This is a genomic window from Nocardioides sp. Z35_8 (assembly GCF_059621125.1).
Map to the genome: position 1 here is coordinate 271,924 of NZ_JCAQIE010000002.1, position 23,151 is coordinate 295,074.

24 protein-coding genes are annotated in these 23,151 nt (G+C 73.9%); 11 read left to right on the top strand and 13 right to left on the bottom strand.

The annotated features are described in order from the left end of the window. Positions 1 to 12: 12 nt before the first annotated feature. Together AC54T2_RS13060 and AC54T2_RS13065 are read right to left on the bottom strand one after the other, a co-directional pair. Positions 13 to 1,947: an FUSC family protein gene (locus AC54T2_RS13060; RefSeq protein ID WP_496666375.1), complete on the bottom strand. Its 1,935-nt coding sequence runs from the start codon at positions 1,945 to 1,947 to the stop codon at positions 13 to 15. A 78-nt stretch (positions 1,948 to 2,025) separates the two neighbouring features. Continuing rightward, entirely contained in the window at positions 2,026 to 2,973 is a 948-nt protein-coding gene (locus AC54T2_RS13065) for a PLP-dependent cysteine synthase family protein (RefSeq protein WP_186340733.1), read from the bottom strand. Between the two features lie 89 nt (positions 2,974 to 3,062). Between AC54T2_RS13065 and AC54T2_RS13070 the strand changes: the two genes are divergently transcribed. The 4 genes from AC54T2_RS13070 to AC54T2_RS13085 are packed head-to-tail and all read left to right on the top strand — an operon-like array spanning position 3,063 to position 6,628. Beyond that, positions 3,063 to 3,971: an ABC transporter ATP-binding protein gene (locus tag AC54T2_RS13070; RefSeq protein WP_496666376.1), complete on the top strand. Its 909-nt coding sequence runs from the start codon at positions 3,063 to 3,065 to the stop codon at positions 3,969 to 3,971. After that, a complete protein-coding gene (locus tag AC54T2_RS13075) occupies positions 3,968 to 4,762 on the top strand; it encodes an ABC transporter permease (RefSeq protein ID WP_496666377.1) in 795 nt (264 codons plus the stop codon). Before AC54T2_RS13070 ends, AC54T2_RS13075 begins: the two co-directional genes overlap by 4 nt. A 31-nt stretch (positions 4,763 to 4,793) precedes the next feature. Further along, complete coding sequence (locus AC54T2_RS13080; RefSeq protein WP_496666378.1) at positions 4,794 to 6,005, top strand: sensor histidine kinase; 1,212 nt, start codon at positions 4,794 to 4,796, stop codon at positions 6,003 to 6,005. After that, on the top strand, positions 6,002 to 6,628 hold the full coding sequence (locus AC54T2_RS13085) for a response regulator (protein ID WP_186340729.1): 627 nt from the start codon (positions 6,002 to 6,004) through the stop codon (positions 6,626 to 6,628). Before AC54T2_RS13080 ends, AC54T2_RS13085 begins: the two co-directional genes overlap by 4 nt. 10 nt (positions 6,629 to 6,638) lie before the next feature. Here AC54T2_RS13085 and AC54T2_RS13090 read toward each other — a convergent pair whose 3' ends face one another. Beyond that, positions 6,639 to 6,926: a MoaD/ThiS family protein gene (locus AC54T2_RS13090; RefSeq protein WP_186340728.1), complete on the bottom strand. Its 288-nt coding sequence runs from the start codon at positions 6,924 to 6,926 to the stop codon at positions 6,639 to 6,641. Continuing rightward, the gene (locus AC54T2_RS13095) at positions 6,926 to 7,396 is read right to left on the bottom strand and encodes a M67 family metallopeptidase (protein ID WP_186340727.1); all 471 of its coding nucleotides are present in this window, start codon (positions 7,394 to 7,396) and stop codon (positions 6,926 to 6,928) included. Before AC54T2_RS13095 ends, AC54T2_RS13090 begins: the two co-directional genes overlap by 1 nt. 87 nt (positions 7,397 to 7,483) lie before the next feature. Between AC54T2_RS13095 and AC54T2_RS13100 the strand changes: the two genes are divergently transcribed. Then, positions 7,484 to 8,737 carry an MFS transporter gene (locus tag AC54T2_RS13100; protein WP_496666379.1) on the top strand — a complete coding sequence of 418 codons (1,254 nt, stop codon included), beginning with the start codon at positions 7,484 to 7,486 and terminating at the stop codon, positions 8,735 to 8,737. Positions 8,738 to 8,769: 32 nt separating this feature from the next. On the opposite strand, the gene AC54T2_RS13105 is transcribed toward AC54T2_RS13100, so the two are convergent. Genes AC54T2_RS13105 through clpS form a run of 4 tightly spaced genes read right to left on the bottom strand, consistent with a single transcriptional unit; the run spans position 8,770 to position 11,277 of the window. Beyond that, positions 8,770 to 9,975, bottom strand: coding sequence for a DUF429 domain-containing protein (locus tag AC54T2_RS13105; protein ID WP_496666380.1), 1,206 nt, complete (start codon positions 9,973 to 9,975; stop codon positions 8,770 to 8,772). Between the two features lie 18 nt (positions 9,976 to 9,993). Then, a complete protein-coding gene (locus tag AC54T2_RS13110) occupies positions 9,994 to 10,584 on the bottom strand; it encodes a DUF2017 domain-containing protein (RefSeq protein WP_186340724.1) in 591 nt (196 codons plus the stop codon). Position 10,585: 1 nt separating this feature from the next. Beyond that, positions 10,586 to 10,945, bottom strand: a complete 360-nt coding sequence (locus AC54T2_RS13115) for a VOC family protein (protein ID WP_496666381.1) — start codon at positions 10,943 to 10,945, stop codon at positions 10,586 to 10,588. A gap of 26 nt (positions 10,946 to 10,971) precedes the next feature. After that, complete coding sequence (gene clpS, locus AC54T2_RS13120) at positions 10,972 to 11,277, bottom strand: ATP-dependent Clp protease adapter ClpS (protein WP_186340722.1); 306 nt, start codon at positions 11,275 to 11,277, stop codon at positions 10,972 to 10,974. A gap of 18 nt (positions 11,278 to 11,295) precedes the next feature. Here clpS and AC54T2_RS13125 point away from each other — a divergent pair, with 18 nt between their 5' ends. The 4 genes from AC54T2_RS13125 to AC54T2_RS13140 all read left to right on the top strand — a co-directional run bounded on the left by AC54T2_RS13125 (position 11,296) and on the right by AC54T2_RS13140 (position 17,386). Then, positions 11,296 to 12,597 (top strand): nicotinate phosphoribosyltransferase, encoded by a 1,302-nt coding sequence (locus AC54T2_RS13125; RefSeq protein WP_496666382.1) that lies wholly within the window; start codon positions 11,296 to 11,298, stop codon positions 12,595 to 12,597. Between the two features lie 59 nt (positions 12,598 to 12,656). Further along, positions 12,657 to 15,410: an AAA family ATPase gene (locus AC54T2_RS13130; protein ID WP_496666383.1), complete on the top strand. Its 2,754-nt coding sequence runs from the start codon at positions 12,657 to 12,659 to the stop codon at positions 15,408 to 15,410. Between the two features lie 117 nt (positions 15,411 to 15,527). Beyond that, positions 15,528 to 16,688, top strand: a complete 1,161-nt coding sequence (locus AC54T2_RS13135) for a methyltransferase domain-containing protein (RefSeq protein ID WP_496666384.1) — start codon at positions 15,528 to 15,530, stop codon at positions 16,686 to 16,688. 122 nt (positions 16,689 to 16,810) lie between these two features. Then, on the top strand, positions 16,811 to 17,386 hold the full coding sequence (locus AC54T2_RS13140; protein ID WP_489974880.1) for an isochorismatase family protein: 576 nt from the start codon (positions 16,811 to 16,813) through the stop codon (positions 17,384 to 17,386). A gap of 17 nt (positions 17,387 to 17,403) precedes the next feature. Here the strand turns inward: AC54T2_RS13140 and AC54T2_RS13145 are convergent, their stop codons facing one another. The 3 genes from AC54T2_RS13145 to AC54T2_RS13155 form a co-directional block, all read right to left on the bottom strand. Beyond that, the gene (locus AC54T2_RS13145) at positions 17,404 to 17,940 is read right to left on the bottom strand and encodes a DUF1697 domain-containing protein (RefSeq protein ID WP_496666385.1); all 537 of its coding nucleotides are present in this window, start codon (positions 17,938 to 17,940) and stop codon (positions 17,404 to 17,406) included. Between the two features lie 31 nt (positions 17,941 to 17,971). Beyond that, complete coding sequence (locus tag AC54T2_RS13150; RefSeq protein WP_186340717.1) at positions 17,972 to 18,781, bottom strand: hypothetical protein; 810 nt, start codon at positions 18,779 to 18,781, stop codon at positions 17,972 to 17,974. A gap of 110 nt (positions 18,782 to 18,891) precedes the next feature. Further along, positions 18,892 to 19,803: a LysR family transcriptional regulator ArgP gene (locus AC54T2_RS13155; protein WP_186340716.1), complete on the bottom strand. Its 912-nt coding sequence runs from the start codon at positions 19,801 to 19,803 to the stop codon at positions 18,892 to 18,894. A gap of 72 nt (positions 19,804 to 19,875) precedes the next feature. Here AC54T2_RS13155 and AC54T2_RS13160 point away from each other — a divergent pair, with 72 nt between their 5' ends. Next, the gene (locus tag AC54T2_RS13160; RefSeq protein ID WP_186340715.1) at positions 19,876 to 20,475 is read left to right on the top strand and encodes a LysE/ArgO family amino acid transporter; all 600 of its coding nucleotides are present in this window, start codon (positions 19,876 to 19,878) and stop codon (positions 20,473 to 20,475) included. 3 nt (positions 20,476 to 20,478) lie between these two features. Here AC54T2_RS13160 and AC54T2_RS13165 read toward each other — a convergent pair whose 3' ends face one another. Then, positions 20,479 to 21,276 (bottom strand): helix-hairpin-helix domain-containing protein, encoded by a 798-nt coding sequence (locus AC54T2_RS13165; RefSeq protein ID WP_186340714.1) that lies wholly within the window; start codon positions 21,274 to 21,276, stop codon positions 20,479 to 20,481. A 63-nt stretch (positions 21,277 to 21,339) separates the two neighbouring features. Then, positions 21,340 to 22,572, bottom strand: coding sequence for a 4-hydroxyphenylpyruvate dioxygenase (gene hppD / locus AC54T2_RS13170; protein WP_186340713.1), 1,233 nt, complete (start codon positions 22,570 to 22,572; stop codon positions 21,340 to 21,342). 81 nt (positions 22,573 to 22,653) lie between these two features. On the opposite strand from hppD, the gene AC54T2_RS13175 reads away from it, so the two are divergent. Further along, positions 22,654 to 23,151 (top strand): Lrp/AsnC family transcriptional regulator, encoded by a 498-nt coding sequence (locus tag AC54T2_RS13175; protein ID WP_186340712.1) that lies wholly within the window; start codon positions 22,654 to 22,656, stop codon positions 23,149 to 23,151.

The following is a 23,151-nucleotide window of genomic DNA, read 5'->3' on the forward strand; positions in this document are numbered from 1 at the left end:
GCGCCGTCGGGCTCAGGCGCCGGCCGGCAGCGTCTCGAGGAGGTAGCGCTCGGCCGAGCCGGCCTGCTGGGCCAGCTCCCACACGGTCGAGGATGCCGGGGTGGGCGAGGTCCGCTCGTCGCCCGGGAGCGACACTGTCGGCGCACCCGGGGCCGCTGTCCCCTCGGGGCTCAGCGCGCGCACCACCCGGTCGACCTCGTCGCGGGCGAGGTCGGTGGCGCCGGCGAGGACGGTCAGGTCGCCCAGCACGGTGCGGAGCGTGTCGAGCTCGGCGCGCTGCCGCTCGTCGAGGTCCTCGCGGTCGGGCACCAGGTCGTCCTGCGTGCGGGCAGCGTCGCGGAACAGCGTGATCACCTCCGCTCCCATCGGCCGGGAGCCGTCCGACGAGGCCCGGAGGGCGGTCGCGGTGGCCTCGGCGGCTGTCTCGATGCGTCGCCGCAGCGGCGCGGGCCGGAAGCGCGGGATGACGGTGAACCCCAGGACGACCCCGACCAGCACGGCACTGGCGGTGAGCCCGACGTACTGCACGAGGAGGGCGACGGGGTCGAGGTCGCGGCTGACCGAGTTGAACCCGACGCTGACCACGACCATGAAGGCGTTGCCGAGCGCCGGGCGGGTCACGACGTACCACAGCCCCAGGCACAGGGAGATCGCCGCGACGGCGACGAGCAGGTCGGACGGCACGACCAGCAGCACCACCGCGACCGTGAGCGAGCCGGCGACCACGCCGACGATCTTGTTGCGGGTCTTGGTCGCCGTGTCACTCCAGCTGGCCTGGAGGATGCTGAAGGTGGCGAGCAGCGAGGTCGAGACCAGCGGGTCGCCGCGCTCGAGGCCCGAGGTGATGATCAGCATCAGCAGCACGGCGAGCGCCGTGCGGAGCGCGTGGCGGAGCTGGATCGAGGTCAGCCTGGCCGAGGGGTGCAGCAGTGCGTCCTGGAGCTCGTGGCGCCGGGTGCGCTCGAGCTCGACGGGCGTGGCGTCGCGCTCGCGCACGGCCCGCTCGATGGTGTCGAGCGCCCGGACGGCGTCGGCGAGGGGCCCGTCCGTGGCGGACGGCACCGGCCGCGGCGCCGGCGCCCCGACGGCTGCGGTCGCGGCGGCCTCGCCCGACGTGTCGGCCGTGCCGCCCTTGTCACGACCCGGCTTGGCCCGCAGCTCCCCCGCGAGCTCCTCGGCCCGGGCCCGGAGCCCGGCCACATCGTCGGCAGCCAGCCCGTCCACCTGGGCGGCGCGCACCGCGAGCCGGTAGTCGGAGGCCGCCTCGAGGGAGTCGGCGAGCCAGCGCTGCCTGCCGTCGCTGAGCCAGGTGCTGAACGCCGTGGCGGTGGCGCCCGCGACGTCGTCGGCGACCAGCACCGCGGCCACCTGCTCGCGCGTCGGCTTGGACGGGTCGGCGATGCCCATGAGGATGCGCAGCAGGAGGGCGACGACGACACCCGCGATGGCGGCGGCGAAGACCTGCCGATGGTCGGCCCCGCCCATCGGCGCGTAGCCGTAGCCGAACATGGTGGTCATCCCGAGGCCCATCCCCGCGTTGGCGAAGCGGGCACCGACCAGGGGCAGCAGCGCCGCGACGAACGTCAGCAGCACCACGAGGGCGATCGCCGCCGGGCGGGACGCCTCCGCGACCAGCCGGGGGACGGCCGCGGCGACGACGAGCAGCGGGCCCAGCACGGCAGCGACCCGCAGGTCGGGTCGGAGCGGACCGCCCATGAACGCCACGAGCGAGAACATGCCCGTCAGGCCGCCGATGATCCCCGCCGCGCCGGCGCCCCAGTGGTCGGCGAGCAGCACCGAGGGAAGCACCACGATCATCATCAGCACGATCAGCATCGGGCTGCCCTTCGCGCGGGCGGGACGGCTGTCGCGCTTGTGGCTCTTGGGCGACGCGGTGCGGCCGGGGGGCTCGACGGAGCGTCCCGAGAGGTGGGCGGGCGCGTTCATGCCCTGACGGTAAGGAGGGGAGCCGGTAGCCACCAGAGGCCTCCGTCACGGGCCGGGCGGCGATGCGGGAGCGGGCTCCTAGGCCCAGAGCTGGCCGTCGAGGCGGTCCTCGGCCTCGTCGACGGTGCCCTCGTAGGCGCCGGTCGACAGGTACTTCCAGCCGCCGTCGCACACCACGAACGCGATCTCGGCGCGCTCCCCCGCCTTGACCGCGCGGGCTGCCTGCCCGAGCGCGGCGTGCAGGATCGCACCGGTGGAGATGCCGGCGAAGATGCCCTCCAGCTCGAGCAGCTCGCGCACCCGGCGTACGGCGTCGCGCGGGCCGACGCTGAAGCGCGAGTCGATGAGCGAGGCGTCGTAGAGCTCGGGGACGAAGCCCTCGTCGAGGTTGCGCAGTCCGTAGACCAGCTCGCCGTAGCGCGGCTCGGCGGCGACGATGCGCACGTCGGGCTTGGCGCGGCGGAAGAAGCGGGAGACCCCCATCAGGGTGCCGGTGGTGCCGAGGCCGGCGACGAAGTGGGTGATCTCGGGGAGGTCGGCGAGCAGCTCGGGGCCGGTGCCCTCCTCGTGCGCGAGCGCGTTGGCCTCGTTGCCGTACTGGTAGAGCATGACCCAGTCGGGGTGCTCCCCCGCGACCTGCTTGGCGACGCGCACGGCCTCGTTGGACCCGCCGGCAGCGGGCGAGGAGACGATCTCCGCACCCCACATGCGCAGCAGCTGGCGCCGCTCCTCGGAGGTGTTCTCCGGCATGACGCACACGATGCGGTAGCCCTTGAGCTTGGCGGCCATCGCCAGGGAGATGCCGGTGTTGCCGCTGGTCGGCTCGAGGATCGTGCACCCCGGCCGCAGCGTGCCGTCCTTCTCCGCCTGCTCGATCATCCTCAGCGCCGGCCGGTCCTTGATGGAGCCGGTCGGGTTGCGGTCCTCCAGCTTGGCCCAGATCCGGACGTCCGGGCTCGGCGAGAGCCGGGGCAGCCCGACGAGGGGCGTGCCGCCGACCGACTCCAGGAGGCTGTCGAAGCGCATGCGTCCAGCATGACATCCACCGATCGGTGGATGGCCGGAGGCGCCGGTTGCCCGATGTGCGAGACGGCGCCGACGACGAGGCTGGCGCCATGATCTCGATCTCGCACCTGCGCAAGGCCTACGGCGACACCCTCGCCGTCGACGACGTCTCCCTCGAGGTCGCCGAGGGCGAGGTGCTCGGCGTCCTCGGCCCCAACGGGGCCGGCAAGACCACCACCGTCGAGTGCGTCGCCGGGCTGCGGGTGCCCGACGCGGGCACCGTGCGCGTCGCCGGCCTCGACCCGCGCACGGAGCGCGCCGCGCTCACCCGGCTGCTCGGCGTCCAGCTGCAGGAGAGCCGACTACAGCCGAAGATCACCGTCGACGAGGCGCTGCGACTGTGGTCCGCGCTGTACGACGACCCGCTGCCGTCGGGGGACCTCCTCGGCAGGCTCGGGCTCGAGGAGCAGCTGCGCACGAGGTTCCGCGACCTGAGCGGGGGCCAGCAGCAGCGTCTCTCCATCGCGCTGGCCCTGGTGGGCCGTCCGCGCGTGGTGATCCTCGACGAGCTCAGCACCGGGCTCGATCCCCGCGCCCGCCGCGACGTGTGGCAGATCGTGCGCGACCTGCGCGCGGACGGGGTCACGGTGCTGCTCGTGACGCACTCGATGGAGGAGGCGCAGCAGCTGTGCGACCGGATCGCCATCATCGACGGCGGCCGGATCCGGGCGCTCGACACCCCCGACGCGCTCATCGCCGGAGCGAGCGCCGCCACGGTCACCTCCTTCACCACCGACCACCCGCTCGACCTCGAGTCGCTCCGCGAGCTCGCGTCGGTCTCCGCGGTCCGGACCGAGTCGGACCGGATCGTCGTGGAGGGGCGAGACGGCGCCGCGCTCGAGGTCCTCGAGCGACTGGCCGGCCAGCAGGTCACCCCGCACGGCCTGCGCGTGGTCGACGGCACCCTCGACACCGCCTACCTCCAGCTCACCGAGACCCTCGAGGAGACCCCCGCATGAGCACCTCGACCACACCCGGCACGCCCACCGAGACGGCCCGCACGCCGCGCACCTCCCCCACGGCCGCGGTCGTACGCACCGAGGCGAGGCTGTTCGGCCGCGAGCTCGGGTCCCTCTTCTGGATCCTGCTGTTCCCGACCATCCTGCTGCTGATCATCGGCCTGGTGCCGGGCTACCGAACGCCGGAGGACGATCTCGGCGGCCAGCGCGTCATCGACCTCTACGCCTCGGTCTGCGCCATCCTGGCGATGATCATGGCCGCGATCATGGCGATGCCACCGGTGATCGCCGGCTACCGCGAGAGCGGCGTGCTGCGGCGGCTGCGCACCACGCCGATGCATCCCGCGTCCCTGCTCGGCGCCCAGGTCGGGTTGCATGCCGCCGCCGTGCTCGCCGCGATCGTCCTGGCACTCACGAGCGCCCGCCTCGTCTACGACGTGCCGCTGCCCTCCTCCCTGGGGTGGTACGCCGTCAGCATGGTGCTGGCGACGGCCGCGGCGTTCTCGGTCGGCGCGGTCGTGACCGCCGTGTCCTCCAACACGCGCGTGGTCCAGACCGTCGGCACCATCGTGTTCTTCCCGATGATGTTCACCTCCGGCGTGTGGCTGCCGGTGCAGGGCATGGGCGGCTGGCTGCACGACTTGGTGGTCGCCACGCCCCTCGGCGCCGCCGCGGAGGCTCTCAACGACTCCCTCGTGGGACGCGCACCCGACCTCACCGACCTCGCCGTGATGCTCGCCTGGACGGTCGTGCTCTCCCTCGTGGCCGTGCGGCGGTTCCGATGGGAGTGAGAGGAGCGCCACGGACTGCAAGGATGAGGCCATGAGCGAGGGGGCGCGCGGGCAGAGCGGCGGGTGGGCCGCTGCCCTCGCGCACGAGCAGGCCAGCGACGAGCGGTGGCTGCGCTGGCTGCCGTTCGGACTGCTCGGGCTCGCCACCGTCGTCGCGACCGCGGCCGCCCCGGCACTCGGGGTGGGCGCGGCCGACGTCCGCTGGACGCTCGCCCTCTCGGCCCTCACCGCCGCGTGGATGATCGCGACGCCCAGACCCAGCGCGATCCACTACGCGGGGCGCACCGCGCTGGCCTTCGTGCTCTGCTGGCTCAACCCGTTCTACGGCATCTTCGGCGTCGCCGGCTTCTTCGACGCCTTCGAGTCGCTCAAGGGACGCTGGGTCTACGCCGGCATGGTGGTCGTCGGGATCACCCAGGCGGGCTCGCAGTCCGGCGGCTTCCCACCACAGGATCCCGCCCAGGCATCCGTCTTCGGCGCCCTCATCCTGCTCAACGCCGGTCTGGCCACCGCCTTCATGAAGGTGTCGCTGCGCACCGAGCAGCGCACCGCCGAGCTCGAGCGCCTCAACGCCGGGCTCGAGGAGGCGCTGGCGGAGAACCGCAGCCTGCACGAGCAGCTGGTCGCCCAGGCGCGTGAGGCCGGAGTGCAGGAGGAGCGCGCCCGGCTGGCCGGCGAGATCCACGACACCATCGCCCAGAGCCTGGCGGGCATCGTCACCCAGCTCGAGGCGTCGGTCGGCGGCGAGCGCCAGCAGCGCGCCCTCGGCCTGGCCCGCCAGGCGCTGGCGGAGGCGCGCCGCTCGATGCTCGACCTGTCCCCCGGCGACCTCGACGGCACCACCCTGGCCGAGGCCCTGGCGGGCGTGGTGGCCTCGTGGTCCGCCGAGCACGAGGTGCGCGCGGACGCGGTCGTCGTCGGCGACGCCGTGCCGCTGCACCCCGAGGTGGAGGCGACCGTGCTGCGCATCGCGCAGGAGTCGCTGGCCAACGTCGCCAAGCACGCCGAGGCGACCCGGGTCGGGGTGACGCTGTCCTACGACGGCGACGAGGTCGTCCTCGACGTGCGCGACGACGGGGTCGGCTTCGACGTCGCCGCCCCGACGGCGTCGAGCTCGTTCGGCCTGCGCGGGATGCGCCAGCGCGTCGCGCGGCTGGCAGGCGCCCTGGCGCTGGAGTCGGAGCGGGGTCGCGGCACCGCGGTCTCCGCCCGCCTCCCCGCCCTGGCGAGGGAGGCGGCATGACGGTGCGCATCGTGGTGGTCGACGACCACCCCGTCGTCCGCGACGGCGTGCGCAGCATGCTCGCCGGCGTCGACGGCTTCGAGGTCGTCGGCGAGGCGGCGAGCGGTCCCGAGGCGGTCGAGCGGGTCGTCGCGACCGACCCCGACGTGGTCGTGATGGACCTGCGGATGCCCGGCGGTGGCGGCGTCGACGCGGTCCGCGCCCTGCGCGAGCGCGGCTCGCGGGCCGCGGTCCTGGTGCTGACGACCTACGACACCGACAGCGACACCGTCGCGGCGATCGAGGCCGGGGCGACGGGCTACCTCCTCAAGGACACTCCCGCCGAGACGCTCTTCGACGCGGTGCGCGCCACGGCCGCCGGGGAGACCGTGCTGTCCCCGGCCGTGGCGGCGCGGCTGGCCTCGCACGTACGCCGCCCGGCCGCGTCGGGCGTGCTGAGCGCGCGCGAGCGGGAGGTGCTCACGCTGGTGGCGCGGGGGCGCTCCAACCGACTGATCGCCGAGGAGCTGTTCGTCAGCGAGGCGACGGTGAAGACCCACCTCGTCCACGCCTACGACAAGCTCGGCGTCAGCGACCGCGCCGCCGCGGTGGCGAGGGCCTACGAGCGCGGGATCCTGGGCTGAGCGCTCTGGCTCAGCAGCCGCCCGCGACGGCGGGCAGCACGACGACCTGGTCGCCGTCGGAGAGCTCGGCGTCGAGGCCACCGATGAAGCGGACGTCCTCGTCGTTGATGTAGATGTTGACGAAGCGGCGCAGGTCGACCGAGCCGGCCTTCTCCTCGACGAGGCGGTCCTTGATGCCGGGGTGGCTGCCCTCGAGGTCGTCGATCAGCGCGGACAGCGTGCCGCCCGATCCCTCGACGGCCTTGGCGCCGTCGGTGTAGGTGCGCAGGATGGTGGGGATCCGGACCTCGATGGCCATCAGGGGGTGCTCGCTTCCTCGGTCTGCTCGGGTGTCTCTGGCGTCTCTGTCGTCGGTGCGACCGTGACGTCCTCCTCGGTCACGACCCCGTCGACGATCCTGTAGGACCTGAACTCCACCGGGCCCTCACTATTCCCGTGCTCGCGTGTGCTGACGAGCACGTAGTGGGCGTGGGGCTCGCTGGCCAGGTTGATGTCGGTGCGGCTGGGGTAGGCCTCGGTGGCGGTGTGGGAGTGGTAGATCACCACCGGCTCCTCGTCGCGGGCGTCCATCTCCTTGTAGAGCGCGAGCAGCTCGCTGGAGTCGAACTCGTAGAACGTCGGGCTGCCGGCCGCGTTGACCATCGGGACGAACCGCTCGGGACGGTCGCTGCCCTCGGGACCCGCGACGACTCCGCAGGCCTCGTCGGGGTGGTCGCGGCGCGCGTGCGCCACGATCGCGTCGTAGATCTCCTGGTCCAAGGTCAGCACGCAGCCAAGCGTAGGCACGAGGCCGATGCGGCCGGCCCGCGTCTCACGACATAGTCTCGACGTCGAGATACTTTGTCGAGGAGAGTCATGTCGTCGTCGCAGGCGCACGCGCCGCTGACCCGGAGGGGGATCCCGCTCGAGCGGGACCTGCGGGTGCTGGCGCTGGGGTCGTTCGCCAACCGGTTCGGGGCCGGCGCGGTGATGACCACCAGCGCGCTCTACTTCACCCGACAGGTCGGCTTCTCTGCCGCCGAGGTCGCGTTGGCGATGGCCGTCGCGGCCGTGGTCGGGATCGTCGTGCAGGTGCCGGCCGGCCAGCTCGCCGACAGCCGGGGACCGCGGCGGGTGCTGACGGCGTTCATGGTCGGCGCCGCCCTCACCAGCGCGCTGCCGGCGCTGGCCCGCACGCCGTGGCAGCTCGCGCTGCTGCTGGCGCTGCTCACCTTCTTCGAACGCTCGGCCGGGTCCGTGCAGCAGGGCGTCATCGCCCAGCTCGCCACGGGTGGGCGCGGCGTGCAGTTCAAGGCCTACCTCCGCGCGGTGACCAACACCGCGATCGGCCTCGGCTCGGTCTTCGGCGGCGCGGCCCTCGTCGTGGACGAGCCGTGGGCCTACATCTCGGTGTTCGTCCTCAACGCGGTCTTCACCGGCTTCGCGGCGTGGAACACCACGCGGCTGCCCGACCTGCCGGCCTACGTCCGCGTCGAGGGCGAGCCGCGCCTGGCGGTGCTGCGCGACTGGCCCTACGTCGTCGTGGTGGCGCTGACCGGGCTGTTCTCGCTGCACTTCTTCGTGATGGAGCTCGGCCTGGCGCTCTACATCTCCGAGCGCACCTCCGCGCCGCCGGTCATGGTCGCGATCCTGCTCATCGTCAACACCGCCTGCGTCGCGCTCTTCCAGGTCCGGCTGTCCCGGCGCGCCGACTCGGTCGAGGCGGGCGCCCGCGCGCTGGTGCGCGGCGCGGTGTGGATCGCCGCCGGCTTCGCCATCGTCGCCCTGGCCGACCGGGGCGACGCCACCTTCGCGGTGGTCGTGCTGGTCGTCGGCTCGCTGGTCCACGTCGTCGGCGAGATGATCGGCTCCGGCGGCCAGTGGGGGCTCCAGATGGGTCTCGCACCGCACGAGAAGCAGGGCCAGTACCAGGGGTTCGCCGGGCTGGGGTTCAGCGTGATCGCCGTCGTCGGCCCGCCCGTGGTGACCCTGCTCTGCGTCGAGATGGGCGAGACCGGCTGGCTGGTGCTGGCCGCGCTGATGCTCGCGGTGGCGCTGGTGTCGGTGCCCGTCTCGCGCTGGGCCCTCGCCTCGCGCGAGCGCTACGGCGTGTTGACCCACTCGGGCTGAGCAGCGCCCCGGGCAGGGTGGGCGTACGCCGCTCAGGCCCAGATCGCGGCCGGGACCCCGTCGGAGAAGACCTCGGGCTCCTCGGGGTACGACTCCGCGACCCCGTGCGCGTGGCGCACGGCCGTCCACGCGGCCGCGCAGGCGTCGAGCAGGTCGTCCTCGCCGAAGCCCGCGCCGCGGAACCACGCCGGCGCCACGACCCCGTGGGCGGCGAGCGCCTCGCGCCGGGCGCGGACGCCGTCGGCGTCCTTCTTGCGCGCCCGCACGGGCGCGCCCGCCATCCGGGCGAAGCTCAGCTCGGGGTGCACCTCGATCACGAGGACGCCTGGCCGCCCGCGCACCCACGCGTCGACCTGCAGCACCTTCTCCCGCAGCGCGTAGGCCTGGGCGCTCACGCTGGTGCGCCCGTCGGTCGCGGCGAGGTTGGCCGCGCGCGCCTGCTCGTAGGTCTCCGCCTCGAGCGCGGCCCGCACCGGCGTGGAGAACACCGACGACGCCTTCCCCACCAGCGCGCGCCGGGCCTGCGCGTCCGCCTTCCGGCCGCCCGCGTCGGGCAGTCCGATCGGGATGTCGACGGCCGCGACCGCGACGTCGTGCTGATCGCGGACCAGCTCGACGAGCCCGGCGATGTCGGGTGCGACGTAGACGGAGGCGCGCAGCCCGGTGTCGAGCACCACCCCCACCCAGCCGGCCGGGCAGGCGTCGACGCCGAGGACGGGCACCGGCGGCGCGAGGACGGGCGGCGGCTCGACGTCGTGCTGGCCCGGCGGGCGCACGAACCGTGCCTCGGGGTCGTCGCCGAGGGCGGCCTCGATGCGGGCGGTCATCAGCTCCGACATCGGCGGCAGCGCACCGACGGGCCACCACCGCACCTCGCTCGACTCGTCGTCGGCCACGTGGGCCTCGCCCTCGACCCAGGTGCAGGCGAAGGTGAGGTCGAGGTAGGACGCGCGGTCGCCGTTGGCGTGCACGATCTCGCCGTGCACGCCGGTGGAGGCCAGCCGGTCCACCCGGATCCGGACGCCGGTCTCCTCCCGCGCCTCCCGGGCGGCGGCCTCGGCCGGCTCCTCCCCCGGCTCGGGGATCCCGGTGACGGGCGTCCAGTGGCCGTTGTCGGCGCGCTTGACCAGCAGCACCTGGTCGCCGCGGCGGACGACCGCGGTGACCCCGGGGAGCCAGAGCGGGTCGTGCCCGATCTTCTCGCGCAGCGCCAGGACGAAGTCGGGCACCGGGCTCACGGGCGGCTCACCGTCCGCTCACGAGGTGAGCGCCTCGACCACGGTCTCCTGGAGGTAGCCCACCCACTCGTAGATGTCGTGGGCCTGCGCCCGCGGGTCGTCGTCGGGCAGCGAGTGCCAGTAGTGCTCGTCGCCGGCCTCGACGCCGAGCCGGGTGGCCAGCGCGAGCCGGATGTCGGTGAAGGCGCGCATCCACGTCTCGGCCTCGGCGTCGGTGAGCTCGACGTCGATGACAAGGCCGTCCTGGTCCAGCTCGGACGGCAGCCCGGCCTCCTCCAGGGTGTCGATGATCGAGCCGGCCGTGGCCGCCTTGCCGTCGCGCAGGCCGCCCTCGGTGAAGCGGCGGAAGTCGGCGGCCGCCTCCTCGTCGTCGGGATAGGCGGTGGGGAAGAGCCGGGCGAGCACCGGGTCGTCGGGGATCGTCGTGGCGCCGGAGAACTCGGCCATCATCGCGTCGAACGGGTCGGCGCTCGGGGCGGCGGGCTCGGCGCGCTCGTTGCGCAGCAGCTCGACCATCTGCGAGGCCAGTGACCGCAGGAGGTCGGCCTCGAAGCCGGTGAACGTGGCGATGACGCGCCCGGACCTGCGGTGTCGCTCGAAGCCGCTCACGTCAGGCCCCCCACGTGGTCGCGTGGCGGTCGAAGTCGGCCTGGTCGGTCCACACGGGGACCACGCAGAACACCAGCGCGCCCGGGTCGGTGAGCACCGCCCAGGTGTCGTGTCGGCTCTGCACGGTGGCGCCGAGCGCTTCGAGGCGGGCCACCTCGGCGTCCACGTCGTCGGTCTCGAGGTCGAGGTGCACGCGCGGTGGAGTGCCGCTGCCGGTGCGCTGGAGCTCGAGCGCGACGTTGCCCGGCAGCCGCTCCAGCGACTCGAAGGCGGGTTCCTCGTTGGTCGTACGACGACCGCCCCGCGCGGCGGCCCAGAACGCGGCCGCGGGGTCGTAGGTCTCCTCGGGGTGGTCGATCATGACCACGGAGATGCGGGACCGGTGCACTACGACGCCTTCTCCATCGTCGCCCAGAGGCCGTACTCGTGCATCGCCTGCACGTCGCGCTCCATCTCCTCACGCGTGCCCGTCGAGACCACCGACTTGCCGTCGGTGTGCACCTCGAGCATGAGCTTCTCGGCCTTGGCCTTGTCGTAGCCGAAGTACTTCTGGAACACGTAGGAGACGTAGGACATCAAGTTGACCGGGTCGTCCCAGACGAGGGTCACCCACGGCTTGGCCAGGAAGGTGATCTCGTCAGGGGTGATGGTCGGCTCGACCTCTACGGGACTGGCGGCTGACACGGGTCCCATCGTGGCACAGTGTGGGTCGTGACCAGCTCCCCCCGTGCGTCGACCGCGCTCCTGACCGACCACTACGAGCTGACCATGGTGCAGGCTGCGCGACAGGCCGGCACGGCCGAGCGCCGGGCGGTCTTCGAGCTGTTCCCCCGGCGGCTGCCGGAGGGCCGGCGCTACGGCGTCGTCGCCGGGGTCGGCCGGGCGCTCGACGCGATCGAGGACTTCCGCTTCGACGCGGCGGCTCTCACCGCGCTCGAGGGCATCGTCGACCCGGGCATGCTCGACTGGCTCGCCTCCTACCGCTTCACCGGTGACGTGTGGGGCTACGCCGAGGGCGAGGCCTACTTCCCCCACTCACCCCTGATGGTCGTCGAGGGCACCTTCGCCGAGGCCGTGCTCCTCGAGACGGTCCTGCTGTCGATCTACAACCACGACTCCGCCATCGCCTCGGCCGCGTCGAGGATGGTGCTGGCCGCCCACGGCCGCCCGTGCATCGAGATGGGCGCGCGCCGCACCCACGAGGACGCGGCGGTCGCGGCCGCCCGGGCGGCGTACGTCGCCGGCTTCGACGCCACGAGCAACCTCGCGGCCCGGGCCCGCTACGGCGTACCCTCCACCGGCACCGCGGCCCACTCGTTCACGCTGCTGCACGACGCCGAGGCCGACGCGTTCCGCGCGCAGGTCGAGACGCTCGGCGTGGGCACCACGCTGCTGGTCGACACCTACGACGTCGCCGAGGCGGTGCGACTCGCCGTCGAGGTGGCCGGCACCGGGCTCGGTGCGGTGCGGCTCGACTCGGGCGACCTCGGCGACCTGGCCCGCGAGGTGCGCGCCCAGCTCGACGGCCTCGGCGCCCACGACACCCGGATCGTGGTGACGAGCGACCTCGACGAGTACGCCATCGCGGCGCTCGCCGCGGCCCCCGTCGACGCCTACGGCGTCGGGACGCAGCTGGTCACCGGCTCCGGGCACCCGACGTGCGGCTTCGTCTACAAGCTCGTCGCGCGTGAGGGGACCGACGGCGAGCTGGTGTCGGTGGCCAAGCGGTCGACCGACAAGCTGTCCATCGGCGGCCGCAAGCACGCCCTGCGCCGCCGCGGACCCTCGGGCGTCGCCCAGGCGGAGGTCGTCGGGATCGACCAGGTCCCGGGGGACGACGGGGACGACCGCCCGCTGCTCGTCCCCCTGGTGCGCGACGGCGAGGTCGTCGGGCGGACCACGCTCGACGAGGCCCGGGCCCGGCACCGCGCGTCGGTCGCCGAGCTCCCGCGCGCCGTCACGATGATGTCGGCGGGCGAGCCGGTCATCCCCACGGTCCACCTCGGCGGGTAGCGCCCCACCTGCCCCGAATTGTCGATGCCCTCGGGGCCGACGGCTGCGATCATGCCCCCATGGGTCTCGTCGCGCGCGACGCCGAGCTCGCAGTCATCGCCGGGGTGCTCGACCAGGAGCCGACCCCGGTGCGGGCCCTGGTGCTCGAGGGCGAGCCGGGCGTGGGCAAGACCAGCCTCTGGGAGCAGGCGCTGGCCGGCGGGCGCGACCGCGGCCTGCGCGTGCTGGCGGCGCGGGCCAGTGCGTCCGAGACGGAGCTGCCGTTCGCGGGGCTCATCGATCTGCTCGACGAGGTCGGGGTCGAGGAGCTGGAGATGCCGGCGCCCCAGCTGCACGCCCTCGCGGTGGCGCTCTACCGTGCCGACCCCGGCGAGCAGCCGCCCACGGAGCAGGTCGTCTCGCTCGCCCTGCTGTCCGCGCTGCGGACGCTGGCCCGCCACCAGCGGCTGCTCGTCGCCGTCGACGACCTGCAGTGGCTCGACGCCTCCTCCCTGACCGCGCTCGCCTACGTCGCGCGCCGCCTCCCCGACGACGTGACCGTCGTGCTCTCCCGCCGCCCCGGAGCGCCGACCGCGGTCGAGCGGGCGTTCCGCGAGGGCCGGGTCGAGCACCTCGTCGTGCGCGCCACCACGCTCGGCGGCACCCGCCAGATCCTCGCGACCCGGCTCGGGCTCCGGCTGCCGCACCACCTGCTCCGTCGCGTCTACGACACCACGCTGGGCAACCCGCTGTTCGCCCTCGAGGTGGGCCGGCTGCTGGCCCGGCGCGACCCGGCGACGCTGGGCGACGAGCTCCCGGTGCCCGACGCGGTCGAGGACCTCCTCGGCCTGCGGGTCGCCGACCTCGACCCCACCACGCGCCGGCTGCTGCTCGCGCTCGCCCTCGACGCCGACCTGCGCGCGCCCCGGCTGCAGGCGCTGTTCGGGCCCGACGCGCTCCAGCAGGCCGCCGCCGCAGGGGTCGTCGACCTCGACGGCGAGCGGGTGCGTTCGGCGCACCCCCTCCTCGCGCAGGCGGCGCGGCGGGCGGCGTCGCCCGACGAGGTGCGCGGGCTGCACGCCGACCTCGCCGCGGTCGTCGCCGACGACCCCTGCCGGATGCTGCAGCACCTCGCCCTCGCCGCCACCGAGCCCGACGCCCTCCTCGCCGAGCGGCTCGACGGTGCCGCCACGCGGGCCATCGCCCGCGGCTCGATCCGGCTCGCCGCCGACCTCGCGACCCACGCCCTGCGCCTGACACCGGCCGGCGAGCCCGACGCGGCACGCGTGATGGTGCTGGCCAAGGTGCTGCACATGGCCGGGGAGAAGCAGCGCCTCACCGCGCTGCTCGGCTCCCGCGCGGCGACGCTGCCCGACCGCGCCGACCGGGTCCGGGCCTACGTCCTGCTCACCGGCGGCGTGGTGCGCGGCAACGCCGACATCCGCGCGCTGCTCCAACAGGCCCTCGACGAGGCCGGCGACGACCACGACCTGCGCCTGCGCGTCCTGTGCCACCTCGCCGAGAACGAGGCCGTCATCGCGGTGCGCCACGTCGCGCTCGCCGACGCGCGCGCCGCCCAGGCCGTCGAGGCCTCCGCGACCGGCACCGGCGGCGACCAGCGCCTCGCGCTCTACACGCGGGTGTGGACCTCGGCCCTGCGCGGGCGGCCGCTCGACGACCTCCTCGAGCGCTACGAGGCGCTGGCCAGCCGGTCGACCTACCTGGCCCGCACCCCGGGCCGGGTGGCCGGCCAGCAGCACGTGTGGCGCGGCGAGCCGGGCCCGGCCCGCGAGCGCTTCGAGGCGTTCCGCGGGCTCGCCGCCGAGCGCGGCGAGCCCAACTCCTACGCGCTCGCCCGGCTCCACCTGTGCGAGCTCGAGCTGCGCCTGGGCGGGTGGGACGCCGCCGAGGCGCTGCTCGACGAGTGGGCGGCCTCGACCGACAGCAGCCTGCTGCACTGGCCGATGTACGAGCGCTGCCGCAGCCTGCTCGCCGCCGGCCGCGGCGACCCCGCGGCGGCGCGCGACTGGGCCCAGCGCGCCGTCGCCCAGGCGGAGGACACGGGCGTCCAGTGGGACTGGCTGGAGGCCACCCGGGCGGCGGGCGTGGCCGACCTGCTCGACCACCGGCCCGACGAGGCCGCCAGCCGGCTGCGCGCGGTGTGGGCGCACACACGCGACGCGGGCGTGCTCGACCCCGGCGCCTTCCCGGCCGCCCCCGACCTCGTCGAGGCCCTCGCCGAGGTCGGCAGCACCGACTCCCTCGACGAGGCGCGCCAGGTCGTCGACGCGCTGGCCGACGCCGCCGACCTGCAGGACCACGACTGGGCCCGGCAGGCCGCGGCCCGCGGCTCGGCGACCATCGCGCTGGCCCGGGCGTGGTCGGACGCCGACGCCGCCGCACTGGCCGGCATCGCGTCGGGCTACGACGACCGCGGGCTGGTCGCCGACGCCGCCCGCACCTGGCTCGCCCTCGGCCGGGCGCAGCGCCGCTCGCGCAAGTGGGGCGCGGCCCGCGCGTCCCTGGAGTGCGCGGTCGGCCTCTTCGAGGCGCAGCACGCCCCCGGCTGGGCCGACGCCGCGCGCGGCGAGCTGGAGCGCGTCGGCGCCAGGCGCCCGGGCTCCCCCGGCCGGTTGACGACCGCCGAGCGCCGGGTGGCGGACCTCGCGGCGCAGGGACTGGCCAACAAGGAGATCGCCCGGGCCCTCGTCGTCACCGTCAGCACCGTGGAGTTCCACCTCCGCAACACCTACACCAAGCTCGAGATCCGCTCCCGGATGGAGCTCGCGCCCCGCCTCGCCGAGCTCGACGCCGGCGTGACCCGACCGGAGTGACCCGACCGGAGTGAGCCGACCAGCGCCGGTCGGTCGTGTCGACTGGGGTTCCTCCCCGGCCATTTCCTCGGGTCATCCACAGTTTCGCCGACCCTCACGGGGGCGCACGGTGGAGACATGGCCGAGTACCTCGTCGAGCTCTACGTCGCCCGGGGCGACCACGCCGCCGCGCGCCGTCAGGTCGCGCTGGCGGAGCGGGCCGGCGCCGACCTGTCCCGCGAGGGCCGGGCCGTGCGCTGCCTGAGGTCGATCTTCGTCCCCGAGGACGAGACGTGCTTCCTGCTCTACGAGGCCGACTCGGCCCACCTGGTCGCCGAGGCGGTGCGACGGGCCGGGCTCCGGCTCGAGCACGTCTCGGCGGCCACCACGTCCGTCGCCGGCGTTCCCGAGACGCCGGTCGGCACCACGAAAGGAACCAGCATGACCAGCACCAGCACCACCAGCAGCAGCAGCACCGGCACCTCGGATCCCGGCCCGGACCTCACCGAGCTGCGCGACAAGCAGCAGAAGGTCTGGAGCAGCGGCGACTACAACAAGATCGCCGCCCTGACCGTCCCGGTGTCGGAGCATCTCGTCGACCACGTCGGCGTCGGCCCGGCCGACCGGGTGCTCGACGTCGCCACCGGCACGGGGCACGTCGCCCTGGCCGCCGCGCGCCGCGGCGCCGAGGCGGTCGGCATCGACTACGTCCCGGCGCTGCTCGAGATCGCCCGGCGCCGGGCCGCCGCGGAGGACGTCGCCGTCGACCTCACCGAGGCCGACGCCGAGCACCTGCCGCACGACGACGCGTCCTTCGACGTCGTGCTGTCGGCGATCGGCGTCATGTTCGCCGCCGACCCCGACGCCGCCGGGCGCGAGCTCGTCCGGGTGACCCGCCCCGGCGGGCGGATCGGGCTCGCGAGCTGGACCCCGGAGGGGTTCGTGGGCGGCATGCTGCGCACTGTCGGGGCGCACGCCGCGCCGCCGCCCGGCGCCCGGCCCGCGACCCGCTGGGGCACGGAGGAGGTCGTCGCCGGCCTGCTCGGCGAGGGGGTGGGAGACCTGCGGTCGCAGACCGCCACGGTGACCCAGCGCTTCACCGACGCCGGAGCCTTCGCCGACCTGTTCCTCACCTACTACGGGCCCACGTTCGCGGCGGCGAGCCGGCTGGACGACCAGGGGCGCGCCGCGCTCCGGGCCGACCTGGTCGCGCTCGCCGAGTCGCACGACCGCCGCGAGGGGTCCGGCCACCTGGTGTGCGACTGGGAGTACCGCCTCGTCACGGCCACCCGCCGCTGAACGACGCGGACAGGGATGCGCCCTGTCGCGCCGGCCCGGCCGTGGGGACCGAGGCCGCGAGCAGCCCTCCTGCCGCGAGGCGGGAGGGCTGCTCCCACGACGGGGACCGCTAGCCTCGTGGCATGGCCCGAGCCCTGATCGTCGTCGACGTCCAGAACGACTTCTGCGAGGGCGGCTCGCTTCCCGTCACGGGCGGCGCCCACGTGGCGGCCGGCATCAACGACCTGCTCCACCGCTGGCACGCGCGGGCCGAGGACGCCCCGGCCTACGACGCCGTGCTCGCCACGAAGGACCACCACGTCGACCCCGGGCCGCACTGGTCGGCCAAGCCCGACTTCACCGACTCGTGGCCGGTGCACTGCAAGGTCGGCACGGAGGGCGCGGCGTTCCACCCCAACCTCGACCCCCAGCCCTTCGACGAGGTCTTCTACAAGGGCGAGCACGCGGCCGCCTACAGCGGCTTCGAGGGGCGTACGTCGTCGGGCGAGCCGTTGGCCGAGTGGCTGCGGGCCCGGCAGGTCGACGAGGTCGACGTGTGCGGCATCGCCACCGACCACTGCGTCCGCGCGACGGCGCTCGACGCCATCGCCGAGGGGTTCACGACCCGGGTGCTCACCGCGCTGTGCGCCGGCGTCGCGGAGGAGTCCTCGGCCGCGGCGATCACCGAGCTGGCGCGCGCCGGGGTGGAGATCGCCTGACGGCTCCGCGAGCGGTCTCAGCACCACTTCTGGGTGACCGTGCGGAGCACCTTGATGGTGCGGGCGGTCCCTCGGCCGAGCGCGGCGAGCTCCTTCGCCGCCATGACCCTCGAGGTGTGGATGTCGCCGTCGAGCAGCACGTAGGCGGCGCGGCCGTCGACGACCACGGTCTCGCCGGGGTGAGCCAGGGCGTGGACCGCGTCGACGGCCGCTGCGGGCGGCGGGTCGGCGTACAACGACACGTAGTGCTGGCCCGCGGGGTCGTGGCGGGCGTGCAGCTCCTCCCCCCGGGCAGTGAGCGCGGCGAGGTCTGGTGCGGTGAACACCACGGTCGGCACCTCGAAGCCGGCCTCGGCGGCGTACGCCTGCTCCAGCACCGCCTGCACCTTGGCCACCGAGCGGGCCGGGTGCGTCAGCCGGACGTTGCCGGTGTTGATGTAGGTCTCCACGTCGGTGCCGCCGGCCGCCTCCGTCGCGGCGCGGATCGCGTCCTTGGGGAACTTCCGCTTCGCGCCGAGGTTGATCGCGCGCAGGAAGGCGATGTAGGTGGGCATGCCGGGAGTATCCCCCCGAACCGGCGTGGGGTCAGCCGCGCTTGCACTGGCTGGGCGGCGTCACGACCGGGTCGAAGACGTGCTTGGGCGGCGTGATGTTCGCATCGTTCTGCGACTCCTTCATCGTCATCGCCCACCAGCCGGCCTTGCGGGTCTCGATGGCGGAGCGCGCGGCGGCGGGGACGTCGTTCCACATGTTCACGACGTCGACGCCGACCTCGATCAGGTGGCCGTGCGGCGTGACGACCGCGCCGGCCTCGATCTTGTCGAGCGCGGGAGGCACGGACGGGAAGAGACCGCGCGGCATCCCGGTGATCACCGTGCGCGCCGGCACGCCCACCGCGACGCCGTCGCCGGCGAGCCGGATCGCCCGGGCCGCGACGACCGGCCAGGTCGGGTCGAGGTCGGTCGGCAGGCCCCAGCTGCGGGACTCGTCGCCGGTGATGTCGGCCCAGCAGTCGGAGGCGTTGGGGCCCCAGACCTCGCTGTTGAAGTAGGTGCGGCCGGCGACGACGAGGTAGTCGACCTGCTGGCGGTTGCCGTCGATCGCGGAGTCCATCGAGAGCTCGCTGTAGCCGGTGGACGGGCTGTAGCGGCCGTCAAGGTCGAAGATCCGCTTGCCGCCGTTGTCCGGGTTCTTCGTCAGCAGCTGGCCGTGCCACTCGACGATGCCCATCTTGTCGACCTGGCCCTTGATCGCGTCGAGCTGCTCGTCCTCCAGCAGCACGCCCTCGGCGCCGTCGGTCGCGGCGGTCTCGCCCGATCCCCCGCACGCGGCGAGGGTGAGCAGGAGGCCCGCGCAGGCGGCGACGGCACGCCCTGCGGCTCGACGACGTGTCACTGGCCTTCCCCGATCAGGTCGGTGATGAGCTCCGTGCTCGATCTGGCTCGGAGCCTAGGTCCGGCACCGTCGCCTGTCAGCCGAATCCCGGATCCGATCGAGTGCGGCCCTCAACCGGCCATCCACCCGCGGGCGGCGCCGACCACGGCGTCGGTCAGGTCGTCGACCAGCGCGGAGCCGAGGCGCCAGTGCTGCCAGAACAGCGGCACCTCGGGCCGGCGGCCCGGCACGAGCTCGACGAGGTCGCCGCGGTCGAGCTCGTCGACGACGTCCGACTCGGGCAGCAGGCCCCACCCCATGCCGACCCGGATGGCCCGGTCGAACTCGCGCACCGACGGCACGTAGGTCACCGGCGGCGCGAGGTGGCGCCGCGTGACGCGGCGGATGAAGTCGTGCTGGAGCGAGTCGTTGCGGTCGAACGCCACGATCGGCGCCTCGCCCAGCGAGCCCGAGGCGACGCCGTCGGCGAAGTGGGCGGCGTGGAAGTCGCGGGTGGAGACGGCGGCGTAGCGGAGCCGGCCCAGGCGCACCACCCGGCAGCCCGGCACCGGCTTGGGCTCACCGGTGATCGCCGCCACGACCTCGCCGCGCCGCAGCCGCTCGGCGGTGCGGGTGTGGTCCTCGCGGACCACCTCGAAGACGACCCGGTGGCGCGACTGCACCTCGGCGAGCGCGTCGACGAACCAGCCGTAGAGCGCGTCGGCGTTGACGGCGATCGGGAGCGAGGCGTACGACGTCGTGCCGCCGCCGGTCTCCTCCACCAGCTCGGCGACGGCCTCGCGCTCGAGCAGCTCGGTCTGGGTGGCCAGCCGCACCAGCACCTGGCCCGCCTCCGTGGGCTCCAACGGCTTGACGCGGTGGAGCAGCACCCGGCCGATCCGGGTCTCCAGCGCCTTGATGCGCTGGCTCACCGCCGACGGCGTGACGTGCAGCTCGCGAGCGGTCGCCTCGAAGGTGCCGAGGCGCACCGCGACGGCGAGTGTGCGGAGAGCCACAGGGTCGAGCTGGGTGATGTCTTTCATAACAAGACATCCTAATGATTCCTCAGAATAGTTCGCTGGATTGCACCACGCACGCGACCTACCGTTGACCACGTGTTCCAGGTTGCTCTCGCCGGTCTGCTGACCGGACTCGCTCTCATCGTCGCCATCGGCGCGCAGAACGCGTTCCTCCTGCGCCAGGGGATCCGCGGTCAGCACGTGCTGCCGATCGTGCTGACCTGCCTGCTCTCCGACGTCGTGGCGATCACGGCGGGAGTGGCCGGCCTGGGCGTCGTCCTCGAGCGGTGGCCGGGCGTGCTGCCGTTCGCCCAGCTGCTCGGCGGGCTCTACCTGATCGCCTTCGGCCTGCACGCCGCGATGCGCGCGTGGCGGCCGAAGGGGCTCGAGGCGGGCGAGGGCACCGCACTCACCCCGGGCCGCGCTGTGCTCCTGACGCTCGCGCTGACCTGGCTCAACCCGCACTTCTACCTCGACGCGGTGCTGATGCTGGGCACGGTGGCCAACAGCTTCGGCACCGACCGCTGGTGGTTCCTCGCCGGCACCCTCGTCGCGAGCCTGCTGTGGTTCTTCGGACTGGGCTACGGGGCACGGCTGCTGCGCGGCCTGTTCGCCCGCCCGGCCGCCTGGCGCGTGCTGGACTCGACGATCGCGGTGGTCATGGGCGCCCTCGGCGTGGGGCTGCTCGCGCACTGACCCCTATCGGTCGGCGAACGCCAGGTCGCGCTCGGCCAGCGCCTCCGCGAGACGGGTGATCGCCATCGGGCCGACGCCGTGCATCGCGGCCAGCTCGTCGGCGCTGCGGGTGGCCACCTGCTCGAGCGTGGTCAGCCCCGCCCCGCGCAGCGCCCGGGTCGCGGGCGCCCCGATGCTCCTCGGCAGCGGCGTGCCCTCCTCGCGGGGGGCGCGCTCGCGCGGTGCCGGCAGCCCGGCGTCGACCACCGCCTCGCCTCGCGGGGACAGCAGGTAGCCGATCGCCAGCGACTCGGTGAGGCCGAGCTCCTTGAGCTTGCGCACGTCCTTCTTGAAGTCGGCCGTCTCGCGGCCGACCCGGGCCGCGAGGTCGGGGGCGCGCACCGTCGGGTTGAGGTCGATCAGGTCGAGGGTCTCGCGCGTCCACGGCCCGGTGGACGAGGCGGCGTCGAGGCGGTCGAGGCGGGCGTTGATGGCCGCGATCTCGTCGGCGTCCGGCACGGTGGAGCGCAGCGTCTCACGGGGGTCCGGACCGGCGTACGCCAGCCCGATGCGCCACGCCGGGTCGTCCGGGCGCGCCGCCAGCGCCTGCTTCAGCGCCGCGAGCGACTGTGCTCCGGCGCGGCGGGCGTCCTCGGCGCGCAGGCTCGACACGCTGACCTCCTCGACGGAGGTCACCTCGACGACCCCGACGGCCGTGCGCATCCGGGTGCCGACCACCACGCGGGGCCGGGCCCAGCGACGGAACGCCAGGTCCACGGTCCCGGCCTTGATCGCGGCCAGCTCGGCCGGTCGGATCATCATGGCGCCGAGTCTCCCACCGGCGGCCGCGCCGTCTCCAGCGCCCGCCCCGCGCGCCGGGCGCGGTCAGAGGTTGCCGCGGGCGTCCTGCTCGCGCTCGATGGCCTCGAAGAGCGCCTTGAAGTTGCCCTTGCCGAAGCCGAGCGAGCCGTGGCGCTCGATGAGCTCGAAGAACACCGTGGGCCGGTCGCCGAGGGGCTTGGTGAAGATCTGGAGCAGGTAGCCGTCCTCGTCGCGGTCGACGAGGATGCCGCGCTTCTGCAGCTCCTCGATCGGCACCCGCACCTCGCCGATGCGCGCGCGCAGCTCGGGGTCCTCGTAGTAGGAGTCCGGGGTGTTGAGGAACTCCACGCCGTTGGCACGCAGGGCGTCGACGGTGGTGAGGATGTCACCGGTGGCGAGCGCGAGGTGCTGGGCGCCGGGGCCGTTGTAGAACTCGAGGTACTCGTCGATCTGCGACTTCTTCTTGGCGATCGCCGGCTCGTTGAGGGGGAACTTCACCCGGTGGTTGCCGTTGGCGACGACCTTCGACATCAGCGCGGAGTAGTCGGTGGCGATGTCGTCGCCGATGAACTCGGCCATGTTCACGAACCCCATCACCTTGTTGTAGAAGGTGACCCACTCGTCCATCCGCCCGAGCTCGACGTTGCCGACGATGTGGTCGAGGGCCTGGAACAGGCGCTTGGGCTGGTCGGGCTTCTTCTCCCAGCGCGGCGCGACGGGAACGTAGCCGGGGAGGTAGGGGCCGGCGTAGGTCTCGCCGTCGACGGTGCGCTGCACGAGCGTGTGGCGGGTCTCGCCGTAGGTCGCGATCGCGGCGACGCGGACCTTGCCGTGCTCGTCGGCCACGGTCTGCGGCTCCACGAGCACCGTCGCGCCGGCCCGGCGGGCCTGGGCGATGCACTGGTCGACGTCGGGCACCTCGAGGGCGATGTCGACGACGCCGTCGCCGTGCCGGGCGTGGTGGGCGATGAGGTCGCTGTCGGGCGCGACGGCGCCGCTCAGCACGAACTTGATCGAGCCCGACTTCAAGACGTAGGACTTGTGGTCGCGGTTGCCGTTCTCCGGGCCGGAGTAGGCGATGAGGTCCATGCCCCAGGCCGAGGCGTAGTAGTGCGCGGCCTGGGTGGCGTTGCCGACCACGAAGCAGATCGCGTCCCACCCGGTCACCGGGAACGGGTCGGCGTCGGCGTCGTACTCCACGAGGCCGACGAGCTGGCGCAGCTGCTCGAGGGAGAGGTCGGCCTTCATCTCGTCCACGGTCAGGGCGCCGCCGGTCGAGGCGATGTCAGTCGTCATGGTCCGAACCCTGCCCACCGACGGCACAATGTGCAACAGTACGCCGAAACATCGAGCAGATTGCCCAACCAAGGGAGCCTGATGGACGAGATCGACGGCAAGGTGATCGATCTGTTCGCCGGGGAGCCGCGGCTGGGGGTGCTCGAGGCGAGTCGCCGCCTCGGCATCGCCCGCGGCACCGTGCAGGCGCGCCTGGACAAGCTGGCCGCCGCCGGCGTGATCACCGGGTGGGGTCCCGACCTCTCCCCCGAGGCGCTCGGCTACCCCGTCACGGCCTTCCTGACCCTGGAGATCCGCCAGGGCTCGGCCGACCGCGGCGGCCACGAGGCCGTCGCCGCGCACCTGGCGGGCATCCCCGAGGTGCTGGAGGCCTACACGATCACCGGCGCCGGCGACATGTGGGCGCGCGTCGTCGCCCGCTCCAACTCCGACCTCCAGCGGGTGATCGACCTCGTGCTCACCGAGCCCGGCATCGACCGCTCGACGACGGTGATCGCGCTGGCGACGCAGATCTCCCACCGGGTGGTGCCTCTGGCCCGGGCCGCCGTGCGGCCGACCCCGGAGCCGCCGACCCCCTAG

What these genes read in the sequence shown, in the direction of transcription:
- AC54T2_RS13115 (WP_496666381.1), bottom strand. Translation starts at nt 10,945, where the DNA reads ATGATCGACCACCCCGAGGAGACCTACGACCCCGCGGCCGCGTTCTGG.
- hppD (WP_186340713.1), bottom strand. Translation starts at nt 22,572, where the DNA reads ATGACGACTGACATCGCCTCGACCGGCGGCGCCCTGACCGTGGACGAG.
- AC54T2_RS13070 (WP_496666376.1), top strand. Translation starts at nt 3,063, where the DNA reads ATGATCTCGATCTCGCACCTGCGCAAGGCCTACGGCGACACCCTCGCC.
- AC54T2_RS13075 (WP_496666377.1), top strand. Translation starts at nt 3,968, where the DNA reads ATGAGCACCTCGACCACACCCGGCACGCCCACCGAGACGGCCCGCACG.
- AC54T2_RS13155 (WP_186340716.1), bottom strand. Translation starts at nt 19,803, where the DNA reads ATGAAAGACATCACCCAGCTCGACCCTGTGGCTCTCCGCACACTCGCC.
- AC54T2_RS13060 (WP_496666375.1), bottom strand. Translation starts at nt 1,947, where the DNA reads ATGAACGCGCCCGCCCACCTCTCGGGACGCTCCGTCGAGCCCCCCGGC.
- AC54T2_RS13165 (WP_186340714.1), bottom strand. Translation starts at nt 21,276, where the DNA reads ATGATGATCCGACCGGCCGAGCTGGCCGCGATCAAGGCCGGGACCGTG.
- AC54T2_RS13090 (WP_186340728.1), bottom strand. Translation starts at nt 6,926, where the DNA reads ATGGCCATCGAGGTCCGGATCCCCACCATCCTGCGCACCTACACCGAC.
- AC54T2_RS13135 (WP_496666384.1), top strand. Translation starts at nt 15,528, where the DNA reads ATGGCCGAGTACCTCGTCGAGCTCTACGTCGCCCGGGGCGACCACGCC.
- AC54T2_RS13100 (WP_496666379.1), top strand. Translation starts at nt 7,484, where the DNA reads ATGTCGTCGTCGCAGGCGCACGCGCCGCTGACCCGGAGGGGGATCCCG.
- clpS (WP_186340722.1), bottom strand. Translation starts at nt 11,277, where the DNA reads ATGGGACCCGTGTCAGCCGCCAGTCCCGTAGAGGTCGAGCCGACCATC.
- AC54T2_RS13140 (WP_489974880.1), top strand. Translation starts at nt 16,811, where the DNA reads ATGGCCCGAGCCCTGATCGTCGTCGACGTCCAGAACGACTTCTGCGAG.
- AC54T2_RS13175 (WP_186340712.1), top strand. Translation starts at nt 22,654, where the DNA reads ATGGACGAGATCGACGGCAAGGTGATCGATCTGTTCGCCGGGGAGCCG.
- AC54T2_RS13145 (WP_496666385.1), bottom strand. Translation starts at nt 17,940, where the DNA reads ATGCCCACCTACATCGCCTTCCTGCGCGCGATCAACCTCGGCGCGAAG.
- AC54T2_RS13080 (WP_496666378.1), top strand. Translation starts at nt 4,794, where the DNA reads ATGAGCGAGGGGGCGCGCGGGCAGAGCGGCGGGTGGGCCGCTGCCCTC.
- AC54T2_RS13085 (WP_186340729.1), top strand. Translation starts at nt 6,002, where the DNA reads ATGACGGTGCGCATCGTGGTGGTCGACGACCACCCCGTCGTCCGCGAC.
- AC54T2_RS13065 (WP_186340733.1), bottom strand. Translation starts at nt 2,973, where the DNA reads ATGCGCTTCGACAGCCTCCTGGAGTCGGTCGGCGGCACGCCCCTCGTC.
- AC54T2_RS13130 (WP_496666383.1), top strand. Translation starts at nt 12,657, where the DNA reads ATGGGTCTCGTCGCGCGCGACGCCGAGCTCGCAGTCATCGCCGGGGTG.